The sequence below is a fragment of the Kitasatospora sp. NPDC042419 genome (assembly GCF_056437345.1).
Map to the genome: position 1 here is coordinate 172988 of NZ_JBWKAW010000017.1, position 19899 is coordinate 192886.

At 73.6% G+C, this 19899-nt stretch carries 15 protein-coding genes; 11 read left to right on the forward strand and 4 right to left on the reverse strand.

The annotated features are described in order from the left end of the window. The first annotated feature begins 15 nt into the window (after positions 1 to 15). The 6 genes from AC067J_RS27875 to AC067J_RS27900 all read left to right on the forward strand — a co-directional run bounded on the left by AC067J_RS27875 (position 16) and on the right by AC067J_RS27900 (position 8567). The gene (locus AC067J_RS27875; protein WP_478303705.1) at positions 16 to 813 is read left to right on the forward strand and encodes an ABC transporter ATP-binding protein; all 798 of its coding nucleotides are present in this window, start codon (positions 16 to 18) and stop codon (positions 811 to 813) included. Then, positions 810 to 3374, forward strand: a complete 2565-nt coding sequence (locus AC067J_RS27880) for an FtsX-like permease family protein (RefSeq protein ID WP_478303707.1) — start codon at positions 810 to 812, stop codon at positions 3372 to 3374. Before AC067J_RS27875 ends, AC067J_RS27880 begins: the two co-directional genes overlap by 4 nt. Positions 3375 to 3775: 401 nt before the next feature. Then, positions 3776 to 4297 (forward strand): hypothetical protein, encoded by a 522-nt coding sequence (locus AC067J_RS27885; RefSeq protein WP_478303709.1) that lies wholly within the window; start codon positions 3776 to 3778, stop codon positions 4295 to 4297. Then, on the forward strand, positions 4294 to 5907 hold the full coding sequence (locus AC067J_RS27890) for a multicopper oxidase family protein (protein WP_478303711.1): 1614 nt from the start codon (positions 4294 to 4296) through the stop codon (positions 5905 to 5907). Before AC067J_RS27885 ends, AC067J_RS27890 begins: the two co-directional genes overlap by 4 nt. Before the next feature lie 322 nt (positions 5908 to 6229). Continuing rightward, positions 6230 to 7606, forward strand: coding sequence for a DUF2252 domain-containing protein (locus AC067J_RS27895; protein ID WP_478303713.1), 1377 nt, complete (start codon positions 6230 to 6232; stop codon positions 7604 to 7606). A 121-nt stretch (positions 7607 to 7727) separates the two neighbouring features. Then, a complete protein-coding gene (locus tag AC067J_RS27900; RefSeq protein ID WP_478303715.1) occupies positions 7728 to 8567 on the forward strand; it encodes a helix-turn-helix domain-containing protein in 840 nt (279 codons plus the stop codon). On the opposite strand, the gene AC067J_RS27905 is transcribed toward AC067J_RS27900, so the two are convergent. Then, a complete protein-coding gene (locus AC067J_RS27905) occupies positions 8549 to 8962 on the reverse strand; it encodes a hypothetical protein (RefSeq protein ID WP_478303717.1) in 414 nt (137 codons plus the stop codon). The genes AC067J_RS27900 and AC067J_RS27905 overlap by 19 nt on opposite strands. A gap of 393 nt (positions 8963 to 9355) precedes the next feature. Between AC067J_RS27905 and AC067J_RS27910 the strand changes: the two genes are divergently transcribed. Both AC067J_RS27910 and AC067J_RS27915 read left to right on the forward strand, forming a co-directional pair. Further along, positions 9356 to 10984, forward strand: a complete 1629-nt coding sequence (locus AC067J_RS27910; protein ID WP_478303719.1) for a hypothetical protein — start codon at positions 9356 to 9358, stop codon at positions 10982 to 10984. A gap of 186 nt (positions 10985 to 11170) precedes the next feature. Then, positions 11171 to 11710 carry a YdeI/OmpD-associated family protein gene (locus AC067J_RS27915; RefSeq protein ID WP_478303721.1) on the forward strand — a complete coding sequence of 180 codons (540 nt, stop codon included), beginning with the start codon at positions 11171 to 11173 and terminating at the stop codon, positions 11708 to 11710. A 74-nt stretch (positions 11711 to 11784) separates the two neighbouring features. On the opposite strand, the gene AC067J_RS27920 is transcribed toward AC067J_RS27915, so the two are convergent. Next, entirely contained in the window at positions 11785 to 12837 is a 1053-nt protein-coding gene (locus AC067J_RS27920) for a ricin-type beta-trefoil lectin domain protein (protein WP_478303723.1), read from the reverse strand. 326 nt (positions 12838 to 13163) lie between these two features. On the opposite strand from AC067J_RS27920, the gene AC067J_RS27925 reads away from it, so the two are divergent. Together AC067J_RS27925 and AC067J_RS27930 are read left to right on the forward strand one after the other, a co-directional pair. Beyond that, entirely contained in the window at positions 13164 to 14918 is a 1755-nt protein-coding gene (locus tag AC067J_RS27925; protein ID WP_478303725.1) for an RHS repeat-associated core domain-containing protein, read from the forward strand. A gap of 989 nt (positions 14919 to 15907) precedes the next feature. Further along, a complete protein-coding gene (locus AC067J_RS27930) occupies positions 15908 to 16210 on the forward strand; it encodes a hypothetical protein (protein WP_478303727.1) in 303 nt (100 codons plus the stop codon). 532 nt (positions 16211 to 16742) lie between these two features. On the opposite strand, the gene AC067J_RS27935 is transcribed toward AC067J_RS27930, so the two are convergent. Then, entirely contained in the window at positions 16743 to 17660 is a 918-nt protein-coding gene (locus AC067J_RS27935; protein ID WP_478303729.1) for a diacylglycerol kinase, read from the reverse strand. Beyond that, the gene (locus tag AC067J_RS27940; protein ID WP_478303731.1) at positions 17657 to 19279 is read right to left on the reverse strand and encodes an FAD-binding oxidoreductase; all 1623 of its coding nucleotides are present in this window, start codon (positions 19277 to 19279) and stop codon (positions 17657 to 17659) included. Before AC067J_RS27940 ends, AC067J_RS27935 begins: the two co-directional genes overlap by 4 nt. 20 nt (positions 19280 to 19299) lie before the next feature. Here AC067J_RS27940 and AC067J_RS27945 point away from each other — a divergent pair, with 20 nt between their 5' ends. Continuing rightward, on the forward strand, positions 19300 to 19899 hold the full coding sequence (locus AC067J_RS27945) for a TetR/AcrR family transcriptional regulator (protein ID WP_478303733.1): 600 nt from the start codon (positions 19300 to 19302) through the stop codon (positions 19897 to 19899).

Consider the following 19899-nt stretch of genomic DNA (forward strand, 5'->3'; position numbering starts at 1 on the left):
GAAGGAAGGCCCACCATGGCACCCCGCCGCACCCGCCCCCAGCCCGAGCCGTACGGGCGCTCCGCCGCCCACGCCGCGATCGAGCTGCGCGGCGTCCGGCGCAGCTACGGCCGGGGCGGGGAGACCGTGCACGCCCTGCGCGGAGTCGACCTGGCCCTCGGCCACGGCACCTTCACCGCCGTCATGGGCCCGTCCGGTTCCGGCAAGAGCACCTTCCTGCAGTGCGCGGCCGGCCTGGACCGCCCGACCTCCGGCGAGGTCCACCTGGGCGGTGAGGAGATCACCCGGCTGAGCGAGAACCGGCTCACCAAGCTGCGCCGCAGCCGGATCGGCTTCGTCTTCCAGTCCTTCAACCTGCTGCCCTCGCTGACCGTGCTGCAGAACGTGCTGCTCCCGCAGCGCCTCGCCGGGGAGCGCCAGGACCGGGCGCGGGCACGGGAGCTGCTCGCCCAGGTCGGTCTCGGCGACCACGCGGGGCGGCGGCCGGGGCAGCTGTCCGGCGGCCAGCAGCAGCGGGTGGCGATCGCCCGTGCGCTGATCACCAGCCCGGACGTGCTCTTCGCGGACGAGCCGACCGGCGCGCTGGACACCCGGACCGCGCAGGAGGTGCTCGGCCTGCTCCGGCACGCGGTGGACGCGATGGGCGCCACCGTGGTGATGGTGACGCACGACCCGGTGGCCGCCTCGGTCGCCGACCGGGTGCTCTTCCTGGCCGACGGCGCGCTCGCCGACGAGCTGTACCGGCCGGACCCGCGGACGGTCGCCGAGCGGATGGTCACGCTGGCCGCGCGCCCGGTCGGGGTCGCGGCATGAGCAACGGACTCGCCCGCGCCTCGGTGCGCTTCCGCCCCGCCTCCTTCGTCGGCACCTTCGTCGCGCTGCTGTTCGGCGCGGCCGTCGTGATGGCCTGCGGCACCCTGCTGCAGACCGGCCTCACCGCCTCCGTGCCGCCCGGCCGGTACGCGGGCACGCCGGTCGTGGTGGCCGCCGACCCGACCGTCACCATCAGCTTCAAGTCCGCCGAGGACACCGAGACCGAGAGCCAGGCCGTGCCCGAGCGGGCCCGGGTGGACGCGGGGCTGGCGGCCCGGATCGCGGCCCAGCCGGGGGTGGCCGCGGCCCGCCCGGACACCGCCTTCCCGCTGCACGGCGCCGCCGGGAGCCCGCTGGCCGGCTCGCCGCTGACCGGCCGGGGCTTCGCCGCGCTCGGTGTCGCCGGCCCCGGCGACAAGCTGGTCGAGGGCCGCGCCCCGGCCGCCGGCGAGGTCGTCCTGGACGCCGACACGGCGCGCGCCGCCAAGCTGGCGCCCGGCGCCACCGTCACGCTCACCGCGCCCGGCGGCGCCGGCGGCTACCGGATCTCCGGCCTCGCCGCCCCGCAGCAGGCCGGCCCGACCGGCGCACCGACCCCCACCGCCTGGTTCGCGGACCAGACGGCCGACCGGCTCTCCGGCCACCCCGGCCGGGTCGACGCGATCGCCGTCCAGGCCCGTGAGGGCGTGGACGACAAGGCGCTCGCCGCGCAGGTCCGGCAGGCCGTCGGCGGCACGGCCGAGGTGCTGACCGGAGACGAGCGCGGCACCGTCGAGCAGCCCGAGCTCACCGAGGCCCGCAGCATGCTGACCGGGCTGGGCGGCTCCTTCGGCGGCGTCGCCACCATGACCGCCGTGTTCGTGGTCGTCTCCACCGTCGCCCTGGCCACCGGCCAGCGCGCCCGTGAGTTCGCACTGCTGCGCGCCATCGGCGCCACCCCGCGGCAGATCCGCCGCACCATCGCCACCGAGGCGATGCTGGTCGCCCCGTTCGCGGGCGCCCTCGGCATCCTGCCCGGACTGGCCCTGGCCCGCTGGTGGTTCGGCGAGATGGTGGAGCGCGGCGCCGTCCCGGAGGCGGTGGAGCTGTCGGTCGGACCGGTGCCGATGCTGGCCGCCGTCGGCGTCTGCACCCTCGCTGCGCTGGGTGCCGGCTTCGTCGCCGCCCGTGGTCCGGCCAGGATGCGGGCCGGTCAGGCGCTCGGCGCGGCAGCCGTCGAGACCGCCCGTCCGGGCAAGGTGCGCACCGTCGTGGGGCTGCTCTTCGCGGTGGGCGGCGTGTCGCTGGCCGGTCTCGCCTCGGCCCTGAAGGGCTCCGACGCCGCCAACACCGCGCTCGGCGTGGTGATGTGCTTCATGACGGCCGTCGCGCTGCTCGGTCCCTGGGTGGCCCGGGCCGCGGCCGGTGTCCTCGGCGCCCCGCTGCGGGCCGGCGGCGCGCCCGGCTCGCTGGCCGCCGACAACACCCGTGCCAACGCCCGCCGGCTGGCTTCCGCGATCACGCCGATCGTCATGGTCACCGCGTTCTGCGGCACCCTGCTCTTCATGCAGACGACGATCCGGCACGAGACCGGCGAGCAGGTGCGCGCCGGCATCACCGCCGACCACGTGCTCGCCTCGACCGGCCCCGGCCTGCCCGCCGGCACCGCCGAGCAGGCCGCCGGGGTGCCCGGGGTGGACGCGGCAGTCGGCGTGCTGCGCACCGGTGTCCTCTACCGCACCGGCCAGACGGTGAACACCGCCAACGCGCTGGGCGTCGCCGGCGACCCGGCGCGGCTGTCCCGGGTGCTCGACCTCGGGGTGCAGCAGGGTTCGCTGGCCGACCTCGGCCGCTCGGCGGACACCGTCGCGCTCGCCCGGGGCACGGCCGACGACCTCGGCGTGAAGGTCGGCGACCGGGTCCCGCTCTGGCTCGGGGACGGCACGGAGGCGAAGCCGCTGCTGGTCGCCACCTACGAGCGCGGGCTCGGCTTCGGTCAGGCGCTGCTGCCGCGGGCGGCCGTCGCCGAGCACGTCACCGCCGGGTACGACAGCCAGGTGCTGGTCGCGGACGCGCCCGGTGCCGACCGGGCCGCCGTGGCGAAGCGGCTGGCGGCGGTCGGCGGTGGGACGGGGCTGCTCGTCACCGACCGGGCCGGCTTCGTCGCTCAGGCCGACAAGGCGCAGGAGCTCGGCGCCTGGGCGAACACCGTGATGGCGGGCGTGCTGGGCGGGTTCGCGGCCGTCACCGCCGCGAACACCCTGGTGATGACGGTGCTGGACCGGCGCCGTGAGGTGGCGCTGCTCAGGCTGGCCGGGACCACCCGGCGGCAGGTGCGCGGCATGATGCGCTGGGAGGCGCTGCTGGTCGCGGCGACCGGCCTGGTGGTCGGCGGGGCGATCGCCTGGGTCACCCTGGTGCCGATCACCCGGGGTATCGCCGACGCGGCGCCGCACGTCCCGGCGGGGCTGGCGCTGCCGCTGGGCGCCGGGGCGGTGCTGCTCTGCCTCGCCGCGACCGCCCTGCCGGCCCGGTCCCTGCTGCGCTCCCGCCCGGTGGCGATGGGCGGCGGGCGGCAGTAGGAGGCCGGGGACAGGGACCGGGGCTTCGGTCCGCCGGCGGGCGACGGGGGTGTCGCCGGTGGACCGGAGCCCCACCCCCGCGGGGGCCGACGAAGGGGCTCACCCTCACGGGGGGCGTGAACAGGGCGGTGCGCGCGGGTCCGGCGCACCGCCCGTTCGGGTGACAAAGGCGCACCGAACCGCCGCCATCGGGTGGTAGACGGCCGGAAAGCGCTTGATCCACACCGATCGTGATGTCTGATCAGCTACGCTCACGGCCGCGTCCGTCCGGTGCCGCACGCCCGGGGACGCCGTCCCGTCCACCCCCGCGCCGCGCCGAGCCGAGCCGGTCCGGCACGTCCGGCACGTCCGGCGCGCCCACCGCCGTGCCCCGGCGCGCCCGGCAGAGAGAAGGCCGACCGATGAGCAGTCCCCCCGCGGCCCACCCGCCCCGTCTGCCGCAGGGCCTGCCGGCCCGCCTGCCCCTGATGCTGCTGAGGGCGACCGCCACCGCGCTCGCCGCCCTGGCCCTGGCCCAGACGGTGCTGGCCGCCAGCTTCCTGAACGGCCACTACGACTCGCTCAAGGCGCACGAGCTGACCGCGATGGCCCTGGACACCCTGGTGCTCGTCCAGCTCGTGACGGCCGTGCTGGTCCTCCTGGCCGGCCGCCGCCGCCCGGGCGGCACCCGCGGACCGCTCTGGCCGCTCGGCAGCACGGCCCTGCTGGCGGTCGCGACCGGCGCCCAGACGCAGTTCGGCTACGACCGCGCGGTCGGGCTCCACGTGACCCTGGGCGTGCTGCTGGTCAGCGCCCTGCTGTTCGCCCTGGTCGGCGCCTGGCGCCTGCCGCTGCCCGCGCGCGCCGGCGCGTCCGCCGACCCGCGGGGCGACGCGGCGGGACGGCTGCCCCGCCCGAGCGGTTCGATGGAGGTGGCGCAGTGAACCGCCGCCGGTTCCTCGGTGTCGGCGCCGCGGTGCTCGGCACGGGCGCGGTGGGGGCCTTCGCCGTGCCGTCGGCCGCCCGGCTGCTGGCCGAGGCACGACCGGGACGCCTGCTGACCAGCGAGGTCGAACTCCCGGAGCCGTTCCAGGTGCCGCTGCCGGTGCCGCCGGTCCTCGCCCCGGTCCGCTCCGACGGGACCACGGACCACTACGAGATCGTGCAGCGGGTCGCTGGGCTGGAGATCCTGCCCGGCCTGCGGACCGAGGCCTGGACGTACGGCGGCACCTTCCCCGGGCCGACCCTGGTCGCCCGGGCCGGCCGCGAGGTGGTGGTCCGCCACCGCAACGAGCTGCCGGTGCCCTCGGTGGTCCACCTGCACGGCGGCCACACCCCGGCGGACAGCGACGGCTACCCGGTCGACCTGCTGCTCCCGGTCGGCTCCTCCGACGAACACGCCGCGCACGCGATGGCGGGCATGGCGGGCATGGCGGGGATGTCCGGCACGGGCGGGACCGGCGGCCCCGGCGGTACGGCATTCGTGGGCCGGAACGTCACCGGCGAGCGCAACTACGCCTACCCGGGCCGCCAGCGCGCCGCCACCCTCTGGTACCACGACCACCGGATGGGCTTCACCGGCCCCGGCATCTGGCGCGGCCTGGCCGGCTTCCACCTGATCCGCGACGACGAGGAGGACGCCCTGCCGCTGCCGCGCGGCGAACGCGAACTCCCGCTGATGCTCACCGACCGCGCCTTCGCCGCCGACGGCTCCTTCCGCTACCCCGCCGTCGACCCCGCGCTGACCGTCCCGGGCGTCACCGACGACTACATGAACGGCGTGCTCGGCGACGTCGTCCTCGTCAACGGCGCCCCCTGGCCGCGCGCCGAGGTGGACCGCGCCCACTACCGGCTGCGCCTGCTCAACGCCTCCAACACCCGGCTCTACCGGCTCGAACTCGACCCGCAGCCCGCCGGCGGCGGTGCGCTGGTCCAGATCGGCGGGGACGGCGGCCTGCTGGAGACGCCGGTCCGGCACGACGCCGTCGAGATCGCCCCCGCCGAACGGTTCGACGTCGTGGTCGACTTCTCCCGCTACCCGCCGGGCACGTCCGTCCGCCTGGTGAACCGCTTCGGCGGCGAGCGGACCGGCGAGGTGCTCCGCTTCGACGTCACCTCCCGGCCGGTGAGCGACGACGCGACCGTCCCCGAGCGCCTCTGCACCCTGGAGCGGCTCGACCCCGACGCCTCCGTCATCACCCGCACCTTCGGCTTCCGCCGCAGCCGGAACGACGGCTGGACGATCAACAACCGGCCGTACGAGCCGGGCCGGGCGCTGGCCGCCCCGGCGCTCGGGGCCACCGAGATCTGGAGGTTCTTCAGCGACGTCCACCACCCCGTGCACCTGCACCTGGACCAGTTCCAGGTGCTCTCCCGCAACGGCGGCGACCCGGGGCCGTACGACGCGGGCTGGAAGGACACCGTGGACCTGCGGCCGTCGGAGGGGGTGGAGGTGCTGGTGCGGTTCACGGACTACCCGGGGACGTACATGCTGCACTGCCACAACCTGGAGCACGAGGACATGGCGATGATGGCGGACTTCGTCGTGGAGTGAGCGGGGCGCGGGCGGTCGTGGGCGGGGTGGCGCGGGCGGCCCCGTCCACCGGCTCTCCCGCGCACCCGTCCCCCCGCGGACCCGCCTCTCCGCCTCTCCGCCTCCCCACTCCTCCGCGCCCCCGTCCGCCCGCCCGCTCGCCAGTTCACCCGTTCGGCCGAGCGTGGACGGGTCCGCCACGTGCCCGCCCGTGTCGTGAGCGGCCCCGCTCGCGCCCTGCCCGCGCCCCGACGTGCCGCCCCGCGACGCTTGACCTAGCGTCGCGGGGGAGGGGGTACCCGGCCGGGGGAGCGGTCCGGGCCGCACCAGCGAGGAGCCGCGCATGACCAGTCCCGCCGAACGCCGCCGGCGCGGCCGGGCCGCCCGCAGCCGGGCCTCCCGCTCGGCCCACGGCCGCTGGATCCCCGCCGCCGACCGCCCGGACCCGATCCGCCTCCTGGAACAGCAGGGCGAGGACCGGCTCGCCGACCTCCGCCCGATCCGCTACGGCCGGATGTCCGACTCCGCGTTCGCGTTCCTGCGCGGATCCGCCGTCGTCATGACCGCAGACCTCGCCGCCGTCCCCGACACCGGCCTGACCGTCCAGCTCTGCGGCGACGCCCACCTGCTGAACTTCGGCGTGTACGCCTCGCCGGAACGCGCACTGCTCTTCGACGTCAACGACTTCGACGAGACCTATCCCGGCCCCTTCGAGTGGGACGTCAAACGGCTCGCCGCCAGCGTCGCCGTCGCCGCCCGCGACAACGGCCACGACGAGGACCGCGTCCACCGCGCCGCGCTCGCCGCCGCCAACGGCTACGCCGTCGCCATGCGGCGCCTGGCCGAGATGGGCGAACTCGACGTCTGGTACGCCCGGATCGACACCGCCGACCTCCCGGCGATGATCCGCAAGGGCGGCCGCCGCCGCCGGCAGGTCGAGGCCGGCCTCGACAAGGCCCGCAGGCGAACCAGCATGCAGGCCTTCGGCAAGCTCACCGAGCGGGGCGAGGACGGCAGGCGCCGCATCATCAGCGACCCGCCGCTGATCGAACCGCTGCCGCGCGACGAGCTGCGCCGGGTCGGCAAGATCTACAGCGACTACCGCGCCACGCTCGCCGAGGACCGCCGGGTCCTGCTCGACCGCTTCCAACTGGTCGACGTCGCCCGCAAGGTGGTCGGCGTCGGCAGTGTCGGCACCCGCTGCTTCATCCTCCTGCTGGAGGGCCGGGACGAGCGCGACCCCCTCTTCCTCCAGATCAAGGAGGCCGGGCAGTCCGTACTGGAGGACTACCTGCCCGACAGCCCGCCCGAGGGCCGCCCGCTCTCCGAGGCACCGGTCGCCCACGGCGGCCGCCGCGTCGTCACCGGCCAGCACCTGATGCAGGCCGCCAGCGACATCTTCCTCGGCTGGACGACCGGCCCGGCCGGCCGCCACTTCTACGGCCGCCAGCTGCGCGACATGAAGGGTTCCGCCGACGTCGCCGACATGGCCCCCTCCGACCTGCGCGCCTACGCCGACCTCTGCGGTCGGACCCTGGCCCGCGCCCACGCCCGTTCCGGCGACCGTCTCGCCGTCGCCGGCTACCTGGGCAGCGCCGACACCTTCCCGGAGGCGGTGGCCGACTTCGCCGTCCAGTACGCCGACCAGACCATCGCCGACCACGCCGCACTGCTGGCCGCGATCGAGGAAGGCACAGTGACGGCCCAGAAAGGCATCTGACTCCGAATCAGGCGTTAGTACCGGTCGAGGCGGCCCCGCCCCGGCTCCCAGCCCCCGGCCTCCGGGCCCCGGCCGGGGCCGGGCTCGGGCCGTGACCCGGCCCCGTGTACAAATGGCTCCCGTGGACTTCCCCCGGACCCTGCGCGAGCGCCGCACCCGACGCCGCCTCAGCCAGCTCGAACTCGCCACCCGCGCCGGGACCACCCAGCGCCACCTCAGCTTCATCGAATCCGGGCGCTCGGTGCCGGGGCGCGCCATGGTGGTCAGACTCGCGGAGTCCCTCGACCTGCCGCTCCGCGAACGCAACGAGCTCCTGCTGTCCGCCGGTTACGCCCCCGTGTACGCCGAGCACCCGCTCGACGGTCCCGAGCTGGCGCCCGTCCGGGCCGCCCTCGGCCACATCCTGGACGGCCATCTCCCGTACCCCGCACTGGTCGTGGACCGTTCGGGCGGCTTCGTCGCCGCCAACGAGGCCCTCGGGCTGCTGACCGAGGGCGCCGCCGCCGAGCTGGTCGGCCCCGGGACCAACGCCTACCGGCTGGCCCTCCACCCGGACGGCCTGGCCCCGCGGGTCCTCAACTTCGGCACCTGGGCCCGGCACATCCTCGACCGGACCACCCACCTGGGGGAGCTCCACGCCGAACTGCTCGGCTACGTACCGGCGTCGGAGGAGCCGCAGGCCGACCACCTGGGCTTCGCCGTCCCCCTCCACCTGCGCACCTCGGAGGGGGAACTGCACCTGATGACGACGATCACCACCTTCGCCACCGCGGTCGACGTCACGCTCGCCGAGCTGAGACTGGAGGCCTTCCTGCCGGTCGACGAGCCGACCTCGGCCGCCCTGCGCGCCTACGGTGCGCGTACCGGCGGGAGCGGCGGTGCGCGTTCCGGCGGGCGTTCCGGCGGGCGTCCGGACCGCAGTGCGGGCGCCCGCCGTCCGGCTCAGGCCGGGAACTGGTAGTCCGTCACGATCAGCCCGTTGCCGTCCAGGACGAGCACATCCACCCCGCCCCCGAGCACCTCCCCGCTGGCGACCGCCACCATCTCCCAGGTCAGCTTGACGGCGTCCCGGAGCCGGACCGCCTCCCCCGTGCCCCGGAACGTGTACTCCCCGCCCGCCACGAACTCCTCGTACGCCTGCGTCACCCGCTGCTCCAGCGCGTCGTGCCCGCGCGCCTCCAGCGCGGTCTCGCCGAAGCCCAACCTGGCCGCCTGCTTGCGGAGCTCCTCCGGCGGCTGGAGCAGGTGCACGCCGTCCGCTGCCCAGAGTCCCTCGATCGCCGCCCGCCGGCGGGCCGGGTCGGGCTCCGTCCAGAGTGCGGTGTAGCGGTCCGCGATGTCCTGTGCCGTCGTCATGAGGTCTCCTCCGTGTCCGTGTTCCCCGTCGGTCGTGATCCATCCTGCGGTCGCGCGCGGCGGCCGACAATTCCCGCCGGGGAATGCCGGACGGGCCGTCACCCGGCGGGTCGCCACCCCCGCCGGACGGTGGATTGCGCGTGACCGGACCCCCGTCGAAGGCGGGGGGTCCGATCCGGGACGTGCGCCAACGATCCCTGGAGGTACTGGCTCTGACGGGATTTGGTTGCGCGTTCACCCATCGGCATGTCTTCGACAAGCTTGTTTCCCGTCAGTAACATGAGCGGTCCGCGCGGCCGTGCGATCCGCGCGCTTCTCCGCACCCATCCACACCCACCCTCGTCCCCGGGCGGCCGCGCGCACCTGTCCGCCGCCCGCGCTGAAAGAGCCCTGGTGAAGAGTCCCCTCGGCACGGCCGTCCGGCCTGCCCTCGTCTCCCTCCTCCTGCTCGGCGTCGCCGCGTGCGGGCCCACGTCGGACGCGCCACGGGCCGTTTCGGTCGCCGTGGACGCGGCCGGCGCCGCCCCCGCCGCGGCGACTGCCGCCGCGACCGCCGCGCCGTCCGCGCCGGTCGCGCACGCTCCCGCGACGGGCACCGCTGCCGCCCGGCCGTCCGGTGCGCCGCAGTCCAAGGGGGCCGCGCCGTCCGCGGCGCCGTCCGGCGGGTCGTCCGGCGGGTCGTCCGCCCCGCAGTCCGTCCCGCCCGCCGCCCCGGCCGCGAGCCCGCTGCCGGTGACGGCCGCCCCGTCCGACGCGCAGACGGTCGCCATCGGCACGCCGGCCGCCGACGGCGCCGCCGCCACCCCGGCGGCGGCCACCGGCCTGCGGCTCGCCGCCTACGACCCGGCCGCCGGGACCGCCGTCCTGTCCGCCGCGGCTCCCTCGACCGCTGCTCCGGTCACCCCCTCGGCGGCCCCCTCCACTGCCTCGTCCGGCGCCCCCTCGGCCGCCCCCTCGGCCGCCCCCGCCGCGACGCCGGAGGTCCGGCCCGGCCAGCTCATAGCCAGCCCGCCGACCGCCGCCGCCCCGCAGGGCGCGCTGGTCGCCGTCACCGCCGTGCACCCGGCCGCCGGCAACACCCTCGCCCTCGCCACCCGGCCGGCCACCCTCCCCGAACTGCTCGGCGGCGCCGAGGCGGACGGCAAGGTGGCCGTCGACCCGCAGGCCATCAAGGTCACCCCGCTGGTCAAGGACGTCAAGGCGACCGTCGCCCGGGAGAACGGCACCACCAAGGCCGACGCCTCCGGCACCCTTGAGGTCGACGTCAAGGCGCCCATCCCGCTCCCCGCGGGCGCCACCGCCGACGCGTCCGGCTCGCTCACCCTCCACCCGGCCGTCCACTTCGCCTACCACGGCGCCGGCGTCGGCACCCCGCGCACCGCCTCCATCGGCTTCGACCTCGGAGCCCGCGCCCACTGGAAGGTCACGGGCGACTTCGCCCGCGGCACCGCGACGCCCGTCCGGATCCCCTTCGCCAAGCTCCAGGCCAGCCCGGTCCTGACCGTCGCCGGCCTCCCCGTGGTCGTCAACCTCGGCCTCACCTGCTACCTGGAGGTCGGCGCCGACGGTTCGATCCACGTCGAGGCCGAGCAGGAGGCCACCGGCACCTGGGCCGTGCACGCCGACTACACCGGCGGCCGGGGCTGGACCTCCGCCACCGACGCCGCCGACACCAAGGTCTCCCCGGTCCGCCTCCGCCTGAGCGGCAAGGCGGAGGTCCGTGCCGCCCTCGGCGCCGAGGTCAGCGTCGGCCTCTACGACGCCGTGGGCGTCGAGGCCACCGTCGCCCCGTACCTCCGGGCCCGCGCCGACGGCTCCCTCGCCGTCGACGTCCCCGGCGGCAGCCCGCAACTGCAGGGCAGCTGGGCCCTGTCGGGCGGCATCGACCTCAACGGCGCACTGCTCGCCCACCTGAAGATCTTCGGTACGCCGCTGATCGAGGGCAGGCTCCCGCTGCCGGCGTTCCACCGCGAGTGGCCCCTGCTGGCGGGCTCCCTCCCCTCCCCCCGCCCCTCAGCCTGACGGCCGGCCGGGGCGGGGCCCGTCCGCCCCGCGCCCTGCCCTCGGCGGCGCAGTCCTCCACCGGGCACGGCAGGGTGGCAGGGTGAGGGGGAATACCCGCAGCCACCCGGAGGCGCCGAACCGATGAAGCCGACCGACCCCAGAACCCCTGGCCCCACGCCCCCTCCACCTTCCACACCTCCTCCGGTGCTGCACTTCAAGGACGCCGCCGCCTGGGAGTCGTGGCTGGCCGAACATCACGGGGACGAGGGCGGGGCCTGGCTGAAGATCGCCAGGAAGGGATCGACCGCCACCGCCGTCACGATCGACGAGGCCCGGGACGTCGCGCTCTGCTACGGCTGGATCGACAGCCACCGCAAGGCCTTCGACGAGCACTGCTTCCTCCAGCGCTACTCGCGCCGACGCAGGGGCAGCCCCTGGTCCCTGGTGAACGCCGACCGGGCGGAGGAACTGACCGCCGCCGGCCGGATGCGCCCGCCCGGCGAGGCCGAGATCGCGGCGGCCCGCGCCGACGGCCGCTGGGCCGCCGCCTACACCCCGCAGAGCACCACCACCGTCCCGCCCGATCTCGCCGAGGCCCTGTCCGCCGACCCGTCCGCCGCCGCCCGCTTCGAGGCGCTCGACCGCACCGCCCGCTACCTCCTGATCCTCCCGCTGCTCAAGGCACGAACCTCCGCCACCCGCGCCACCCGCCTCCGAAAGGCCCTCGACAGCCTGCACGGGTGATCCGCCCCGGCTCCTGCGCATCAGGGCCCGTCCCGCCGAGCGGCGGGGCGGGCCCTGTGGTGTGCTGTCCGAGGTCAGACCGTCGTCCACCACCTCTGGTTGCTGTACGAGTGGCAGTCGTAGACGTCCAGCTGCACCCCGTTCTGGGCGCCGGCGACCGGGTCGTCGAGGCACCGGCCGGAGCCGGTGTTCAGCAGCGTCCCGTCGCCGCGGAACGTCCACTGCTGGCTGCCGTCACCCGGCGAGCAGGACCGTAGGGAGACCGGAGCGCCGTTCCAACCACCCTCGACGGTGAGGCACTTGCCGTAGACCCGCACGGTGTTGTCGGTGCGGAACTCGAAGCGCTGATTGATACCGTTCCAGCAGTTGTACAGCTTGACAGGAGCGCCGTCGCCGCTGCCGATGGCATCGGCGCACTTGCCGAGATCGGAACCGGCATGGAGGTTGACCGGGGCGTTGACGGTGGTCTTCCACTGCTGGTTGGAGAAGCCGTGGCAGGTGAAGACGGCCAGCTGGACGCCGTTGCCGGCGCCGGCCGTCGGGTCGTCCAGACAGCGGCCGGCTTGCGCGTTGTAGATGCTCCCGTCCGGACGGAGCGTCCACTTCTGCGCGTCGCTACCGGGGGCGCAGCTGCGGATGCTGACCGGGCTGCCCTCCCACGTGCCGTCGGCGGTCACACACTGGTCGAGCGTGCGGAGCGTGCCGTCGGTGCGGAAGTTGAAATGCTGGTTGTCAGCGTTCCAGCAGGGATAGACCTGGACCTGGGAGCCCTCGGCGCTGCCGTTGGCGTCCAGGCACTTCCAGGAGACGGTGCCCGTGTGGATGCTGAGGCTGCCGCCGGGGTAGCCGAGGGCCGCCGGGCTGAGCACGCCGGAGACGGGGGTGGACGCGCTGCCGTCGCCGGTGACGCCGTTCCACACGTTCAGCGCTCCGCTCGCGTCCCGTGACCAGAGGTCGGCGATCCCGTCGCCGCTGAAGTCGCCGGAGGAGGTGAGGACCGGATACTGCGGCTCGGACAGCCCGGTGGCGATCCGCTCACGCGCGCCCTCGTCGCCGAGAGCGGTGAAGTCGGCTGCGCCGTTGGGGAGTTTGCGGCTCTTGTACTGGAAGACGTCGCCGGTGTTCACGTCCCGCGCCCAGAGGTCGACCAGGCCGTCGCCGGAGGTGTCACCCGGGGCGATCAGGCTCAGGTTCGCCCAGTCGGCGGTGCTGATGAGTGTGGGGTCGCTCAGAGTTCCGGTGGCGCCGGTGCCGTGGAAGAGCCAGAGCTGGACGCGACCCGTGCCGTCGTCCTCCTCCGTGATGAGGTCGTAGCGACGCTTGTCCGCAGTGGGAGTGGGGTCGGGGATTCCGGCCGTGTCGACGTCACCGATGGCCAGGATCCGCCTGACGCGGCTCCAGTCGGTGGCGTAGGAGCTGCAGCTCGCACCCGCCGGGAGAGCGGTGCAGGAGCGTGACCCGCCGGGCGTTCAAGCCCTTCGGTGAGGAGCGCGGCGCCCAGCCGTGGCCGGGTGCGTGGCAGGGGGAGAAGGGCTTCGTCGGCGGCACCCAGGACAAGGCCACCGGCCTGACCCACCTGGGAGCCCGGGAGTACGACCCGAAGCTCGGACGCTTCCTCTCGGTCGACCCGGTCATCGACGCGAGCGACCCGCAGCAGCTCCAGGGCTACCTGTACGCCAACAACAGCCCGTTGACCTTCTCGGACCCGAGCGGTCTGTGGTGGGGCTCGAAGCTGGTGAAGAAGGCCAAGGAGGCGGTCAGCAAGACCGTCGACGTGGTCAAGGAGAACTACAACACCATCTCCAACGTCGGCCACACCGTCCTCGACGTGGCCGGCATGATCCCGGTGATCGGCGACGCCTGCGACATCGTCAACGGCGTCTGGTACGCGGCCGAGGGCGACTGGAAGAACGCGGCCATGTCGCTGGTCGCCGTCGTCCCGGTGATCGGCAGCGCGGCGACCGCGGCGCGCATCGCCTCCAAGGTGGCCGACGCCGTCGACACCGTCACCGACGTGGTCAAGGCCGTCGAACGCGGCAGCGAGGCCGCCAAGGGCGCCGCCAAATCCATCCCGTCCTCCCCGTCCCTGCCCCGCGCCGCCGCGGGCGGCGGCAAGGCCGGCCCGACCCCGGGCGCGGGCAAGGCGGGCGGCGGCAAAACCTCCAGCGGGGGAGGTGGCAAGCCCTCCGGCGGTGGCGGGAAGTCGAGCGGAGGCGCGGCCAAGCCTGCTGCCAGTACTCCGAAGCCGAGGGGCGGCAGCAGCAACGCAGGCGGCCGTGCGGCTCCCGGGTGCAACAGCTTCACCCCGGATGCCCCGGTTCTGATGGCCGACGGCACGCACAAGCCGATCGATCGGATCGCCGTCGGAGACCAGGTTCTCGCCGCCGACCCCGCGACCGGTCGGATCGTGGCGGAGGAGGTCACCGCCACCATCACCGGCGAGGGTGACAAGACCCTCTACGAGATCACCGTCGACCCCGCCACCACCACGCGGACCCCGCAGCTCACCCACCCCGCCGACGACGCGGTCAAGGCCGCGGCCGACTACACCGTCGACGTCACCGAGTCCCAGACCGTCACCGCCACCGACGGCCACCCGTTCTGGCTCCCCCAGACCCGCGAGTGGCTCACCGCCGACAAGCTCCAGCCCGGCCAGTGGCTGGAGACCTCCGCCGGCACCTGGGTCCAGATCAGCACCATCCGCTCCCACACCGCCCACCAACGCGTCCACAACCTCACCGTCAGCGACCACCACACGTACTATGTGCTGGCGGGCTCGACGCCGGTGCTGGTGCACAACTGTGGTCCCGTAAAGAACAGTAAGGCGGATGATCTCCCGTCCGAGCAAATGGCGGCTGATTTTGAAGGGGTCACCAAAATATCGGCCGGAACGCCTGAATTTGCGCAATCTACGGGAGGCAGTGGCAGCTACCTGTGGACCGTGGGTGAAGGTGGCGATCTGAATATGGTTCGGAACTTGCCGGGCATCCACCATACAATCGCATTCGGCGGAGGGTCAGTGATGGCTGCCGGGCAGGTCACATTTATTGGCGGCCGAGTCACTTCCTTCGATAACATGACGGGCCATTATACGCCGAAGCCGGAATGCGCTTGCGTCTTCATTCAAAGGGGAGTGGATGCATTTGCTGCGCAGGGGATCAGGGTTCCATTGAATGCGATTAAGGACTACGGTGGGATGGCTCCGTGACGACTTCCAATGATGATCTTCGGAGTATTCAATCGCTTCGCAATCGAGAACTTTCCGCATGGCTTGACGCGAATGCAGATTTTTCTGCATCACCCCAGTGGTGGTGGGGCATTCTGGAGTCTATCGAGTCGAACGCGAGTGGCTTGCGGAACATCTCGGCGGATCAGAGGAGTGATCTGCTCGGCGTTGGCGCTCGGCTATTGGCTTCGGGGCGCGCGCGGGGAGAGCTGTCACCCTCCCTGGTTGCCTACTGGCAGTTGCGACTCGCCGTTGTCGCTACGCGTTCCGATTCCGGGATTCCTGGGCTGATTGGGACGCTGACGCCAGAAGGTGCCGCTAGGTGGGCTGTGAGCAACATGCCAGCTTCACGCGAAGAGGTCATTGGCTATGCCAGAGAGCGCGCATCGCGCTATCGGGATGCCGATGAAGATTTCTATGCGCCTGTCGGTGCGACCTGCCAGAGTTGGGGGCAGCGTGACCCTCGTATCGCCTTGCTGCAAGATGTTGAACGGGTTCTCTCTGCACTGGGGTGGATTGACCCATCTTGTCTCGATAAGGATCTCCGAGCTGAGGTGGAAGCCTGGCTGGGAATCCGATCGGAGCTAGACATATAGCGCAACCCAGAATGCCTCGTGATTTGGAGGCTTGGTTGCATTTGATCAAGTGCGCGAGGGGTTTCTGGGGGCGCATGGGATTCAGTATCTGACCGTCTGCAGGTCAAGCATCAGTGGCCCCGCCGGAGTGCATTTCCGGCGGGGCCACTGATGCTTGACGGCAACGTTAGCGGGCAGGTTCTGAACGAAGGGCCGAATCGTTGCCGTTGCCGGTTTTGGAGGCGGTATCCGAGGGGCTGCGGAGAGCTTGGTTGAGGAGGGCGATGGCATCGCGTTGGGGGTGGAGGTGGGCGTGGGAGTAGACAGTGGCGGTGACGTCGCTACTATCCCGACGGCAGGCAACAGGCGCATATCGCCGTTCGGGATGGTGGCGAGGTGCTCAGGGCTCACCAGTACGGAAGCCTCGGGAATCCGGATAACGGCGTTGCTCAGTTCACGTCAGCCGACCTTCATTCCCTTACGATCAACCTGAGGATTGCCTTGCCCAATCCGCAGGCGGCTATGGCCTTTGCTGAGACAGCGATGGCCAAGTCAGAACGGAGAGCTTGGCCAGCCTACGACGAGAAGAATCAAGCATTTGTGACCTATTACGCGCAGGTCCTGGGAGCGGGTGGCCTGGCTGGGATTGCGGAGAACGATCAAGAGGCGCAGGCCTGGCTGTTCGCGCGGTATGGGTGATGGAAGGAGGGACGATGGGTCGGCCTGGGGGTGGGAGTGGTTGGATGAGCCTCGGGAGCGTTGGGATGTGGCCGCGGTGCTTTGAGAAACCGACGGGTCGACTCCGGCGAACCTTGCCATTGTGATGCTGTCCTGTGCATTTCTGGGGCACCGGATCTCTGCACTTGTCGGCCAGTTCGTTACCGAGCATGCGCTCTTTTATCCTCGGTCACCTGGATGGCTTCTGGGGTTCCGGGAGCACGCGCTTCTGGCCGACGTACTGACGAGGCATGCGCGGCGTACGTTCGAGCCATGGGAGGGCTTCGTGAAGGCCGCTGAGGGGAGGGGCCGAACGCGGAGGTCGGGCGGCGTGTGGAGGCGGTCCGCGAGGTACTCGCAGCAGAGTTGGAGAGCGCCGTGGCGGCGTTCGAGGCGCTTCCGGAGAGCGGTTTGTAGCGGAGAAGAGTCAGGGCCCCGGCGTCGGGGATCCTCCCGTGCAATCAGGGGCCGTCCCGCCGAATCGGCGGGACGGCCCCGTGGCCTATCCGGGAGGTCAGGCCGGGGCGAGGAGGGTCAGGGCGCCGGGGGCCACTGTGACGTGGATGGGGAGGGGGGCCATGAACTCGCCGTCGGCGTAGGCGGTGATGGCGGGGGAGTCGATGCGGACGGCGGTGGTGCGGTGGGTGGTGACCTCGGGGCGGCGGGTGTGGGTGCCCTTGAAGAGGGTGGGGAAGAAGCGGGCGATCCGGAGCCGCGGCATGGCGTCGACGAGGGTGAGGTCGAGGAGGCCGTCGGCGGGGTCGGCGTCGGGGCAGATGAGCATCCCGCCGCCGTAGCTGCTGGTGTTGCCGACGGCGGCGAGGGTGAGGTCGCGGGCGATCTCGGTGCCGTCGGCGAGGGTGAGGTGGAAGGGGAGGGGCCGGAGGTTGGCGAACTCGACGGCGATGGCGAGGTTGTAGCGCATCCGGCCGCGCGGCCAGCGGAGGCGGTTGGTGCGGTCGCTGACGAGCGAGTCGAAGCCGCTGGCGAGCACCGAGCCGAACCAGCGGGTGCTCCCGTCGGCGGCGGTGACGCGGCCGAGGTCGACGGTGCGGGCGTGGCCGGCGGCGATGACGTCGGCGGCGGCCTCGGGGCTGTCGCGGGGGAGGCCGTAGGCACGGGCGTGGTCGTTGCCGGTGCCGGCGGGGACGACGCCGAGCGGTACGGACGTGCCCGCGACGGCCTGGATGCCGAGGTTGATCATGCCGTCGCCGCCCACGACGACCAGCGCGTCGCAGCGGGTGGGGGAGGCGACGGCGGCGCGGGCGAGTTCGAGGGACTCCGCGGCGGAGCCGCCCGCCCGGGCGTCCACGGTGATGCCGAGGTCGCGCAGGCGGGCGGTGGCGCGGCGGGCCGCCGGTTCGGCGTGGCCGGCGGCCGCTGCGGGGTTGGTGAGGAGAACGACGCGGGCGATGGTTCTCCGGCCGCTCACGGGATCAGCTTGCCCGGGTTGAGGATGCCCGCCGGGTCCAGCTCGGCCTTGACGGCGCGCAGGATGCGCACGCCCAGCTCGCCGACCTCGTCGGTCATCCAGGGGCGGTGGTCGGCGCCGACCGCGTGGTGGTGGGTGATCGTGCCGCCGGTCGTCACGATGGCGTCGCAGGCGGCGCGCTTGGCGGCGGCCCAGCGCTCCAGCGGTTCCTCGCCGAGGGCGGCGACGACCGTGAAGTAGAGCGAGGCGCCGGTCGGGTAGACGTGCGAGATGTGGCAGAGCACGAGGGCGCCGGGGAGGGCCTCGGTGAGCGCGGTGCTGACGGCGAGTCGGAGGTCGGCCAACTGCCGCCAGGAGGTGGCGGTTTCGAGGGTCTCGCAGAGCGCGCCCGCGCTCAGCAGCGAGTCCCGCAGGTACGGGGCGTTGAACCGGCCGTGCTCCCAGGCCCGGGCGGGGGCTTCGCCGAGGGAGGTGCCTCCGGCGGCGAGCAGTACGGCGCGGGTCGCCTCGTGCCGGGCGGCGACCTGGTCGGCGGCGCCCTCGAAGACGGTGACGGCGAGGCAGCCGCTGACGGCCGGTTCGCCGCCGATCTTCTCGGTCATCGCGAGGTTGACCATGGTCTCGGCCTCGTCGGAGAGCCGGATGACGGTCGGGCCGGTGCCCTGCTGCTCGACGGCGCGCAGCGCGGCGGCGCCGGTGGCGAAGTCGGGGAAGGACCAGGCCTCGTACGCCTTGGCGGCCGGGACGGGGTGGATGCGCACCCGGACGGCGGTGATCACGCCGAGGGTGCCCTCCGAGCCGAGGAACAGTTCGCGCAGGTCGGGCCCGGCGGCGGAGGCGGGGGCGCGTCCGAGGTCGAGGGTGCCGGCCGGGGTGACGACGCGCAGGCCGCGCACCATCTCGTCGAACCGCCCGTACCCGGCGGAGTCCTGGCCGGAGGAGCGGGTGGCCGCGAAGCCGCCGATGGTGGCGAAGCGGAAGCTCTGCGGGTAGTGGCCGAGTTCGAAGCCGTGGTCGGCGAGCAGTGCCTCCGCCGCCGGGCCGGTGACGCCCGCGCCGAGGACGGCCTCGCCGGAGGTCGCGTCGAGGTCGAGCAGCTGGTCGAGGCGGCGCAGGTCCAGCGAGACGACGGCGGTGAGGCCGCCGCGCTCCGGGTCGAGTCCGCCGACCACGCTGGTGCCGCCGCCGAACGGGACGACGGCGATGCGGCGTTCGGCGCAGAGCGCGAGCAGCGCGGCGATCTCGTCCTCGCCGCCGGGCAGCACGACCGCGTCGGGTGCGTCCTGCGGCTCGCGGCTGCGGCGGCGCAGCAGGTCGGGGGTGGACTTGCCGCCGGCCCGGGGGAGGCGGTCGGCGTCGGCGGCGCTGACGTGCGCCTCGCCGACGACGGCGGCGAGGGCCGCGAGGTCGTCCGGGGACAGGGCGGACGGTCGCAGGACGACGTCCGAGGCGTCCGGGCCGGGCGCGGCGTCGCCGGTGACGCCGAGGGCGGCGGCGAGCAGGCCCTTGACGTCGGCGGACAGCTCCTTGGCGAGGGCCGGGTCGCCCCAGGCGTCCCACTTCATCGGGGGGAGCGGCAGCGCGGCGGGGGCCGGGGCCGCTTGCGTCTCGGGGGTCATGCGTTACAGTTTTACACATCATGTCAAGTAGTAACGCGGACCCCGACCGGTCGCCCGAGCCTCGCGGCACCGACGACGCCATCCTCGACGCCGCTGCCGAGCTGGTCGTCCAACTCGGCGTGGGCCGAACCCAGTTGGCGGAGATCGCGCGCCGCGCCGGGGTCAGCCGGCCGACCGTCTACCGGCGCTGGCCGGACGTCCGCGCGGTGATCGGCGCGCTGCTCACCCGCGAGATCGCGGTCACCCAGGGTGCCGTCCGACTGGCCGGGGTGGATCGGGCGGCGTTCGTCGACGGCGTGGTCGAGGTCGCCGTCCGGCTGCGCGACCACCCGGTGCTCGGGGCGCTGCTGCGCTCCGCCGACTCCGACACGCTCTTCGAGTACGTGGTCGAGCGCCTGGGCACCAGCCAGCGCGGACTGCTCGAAGCGCTCCGTGCCGGTATCGCGCAGGGGCAGGAGCACGGCTCGATCCGGGCCGGCGAACCGGTCGAACTCGCCGCCATGGTGCTGCTGATCGCCCAGTCCACCGTCCAGTCGCACCGCATGGTGGCCCAGTTGCTCTCCGAGGCGGCCTGGCGGCGCGAGCTGGCCCGCGCCCTGGACGGATACCTCGCGCCGTGA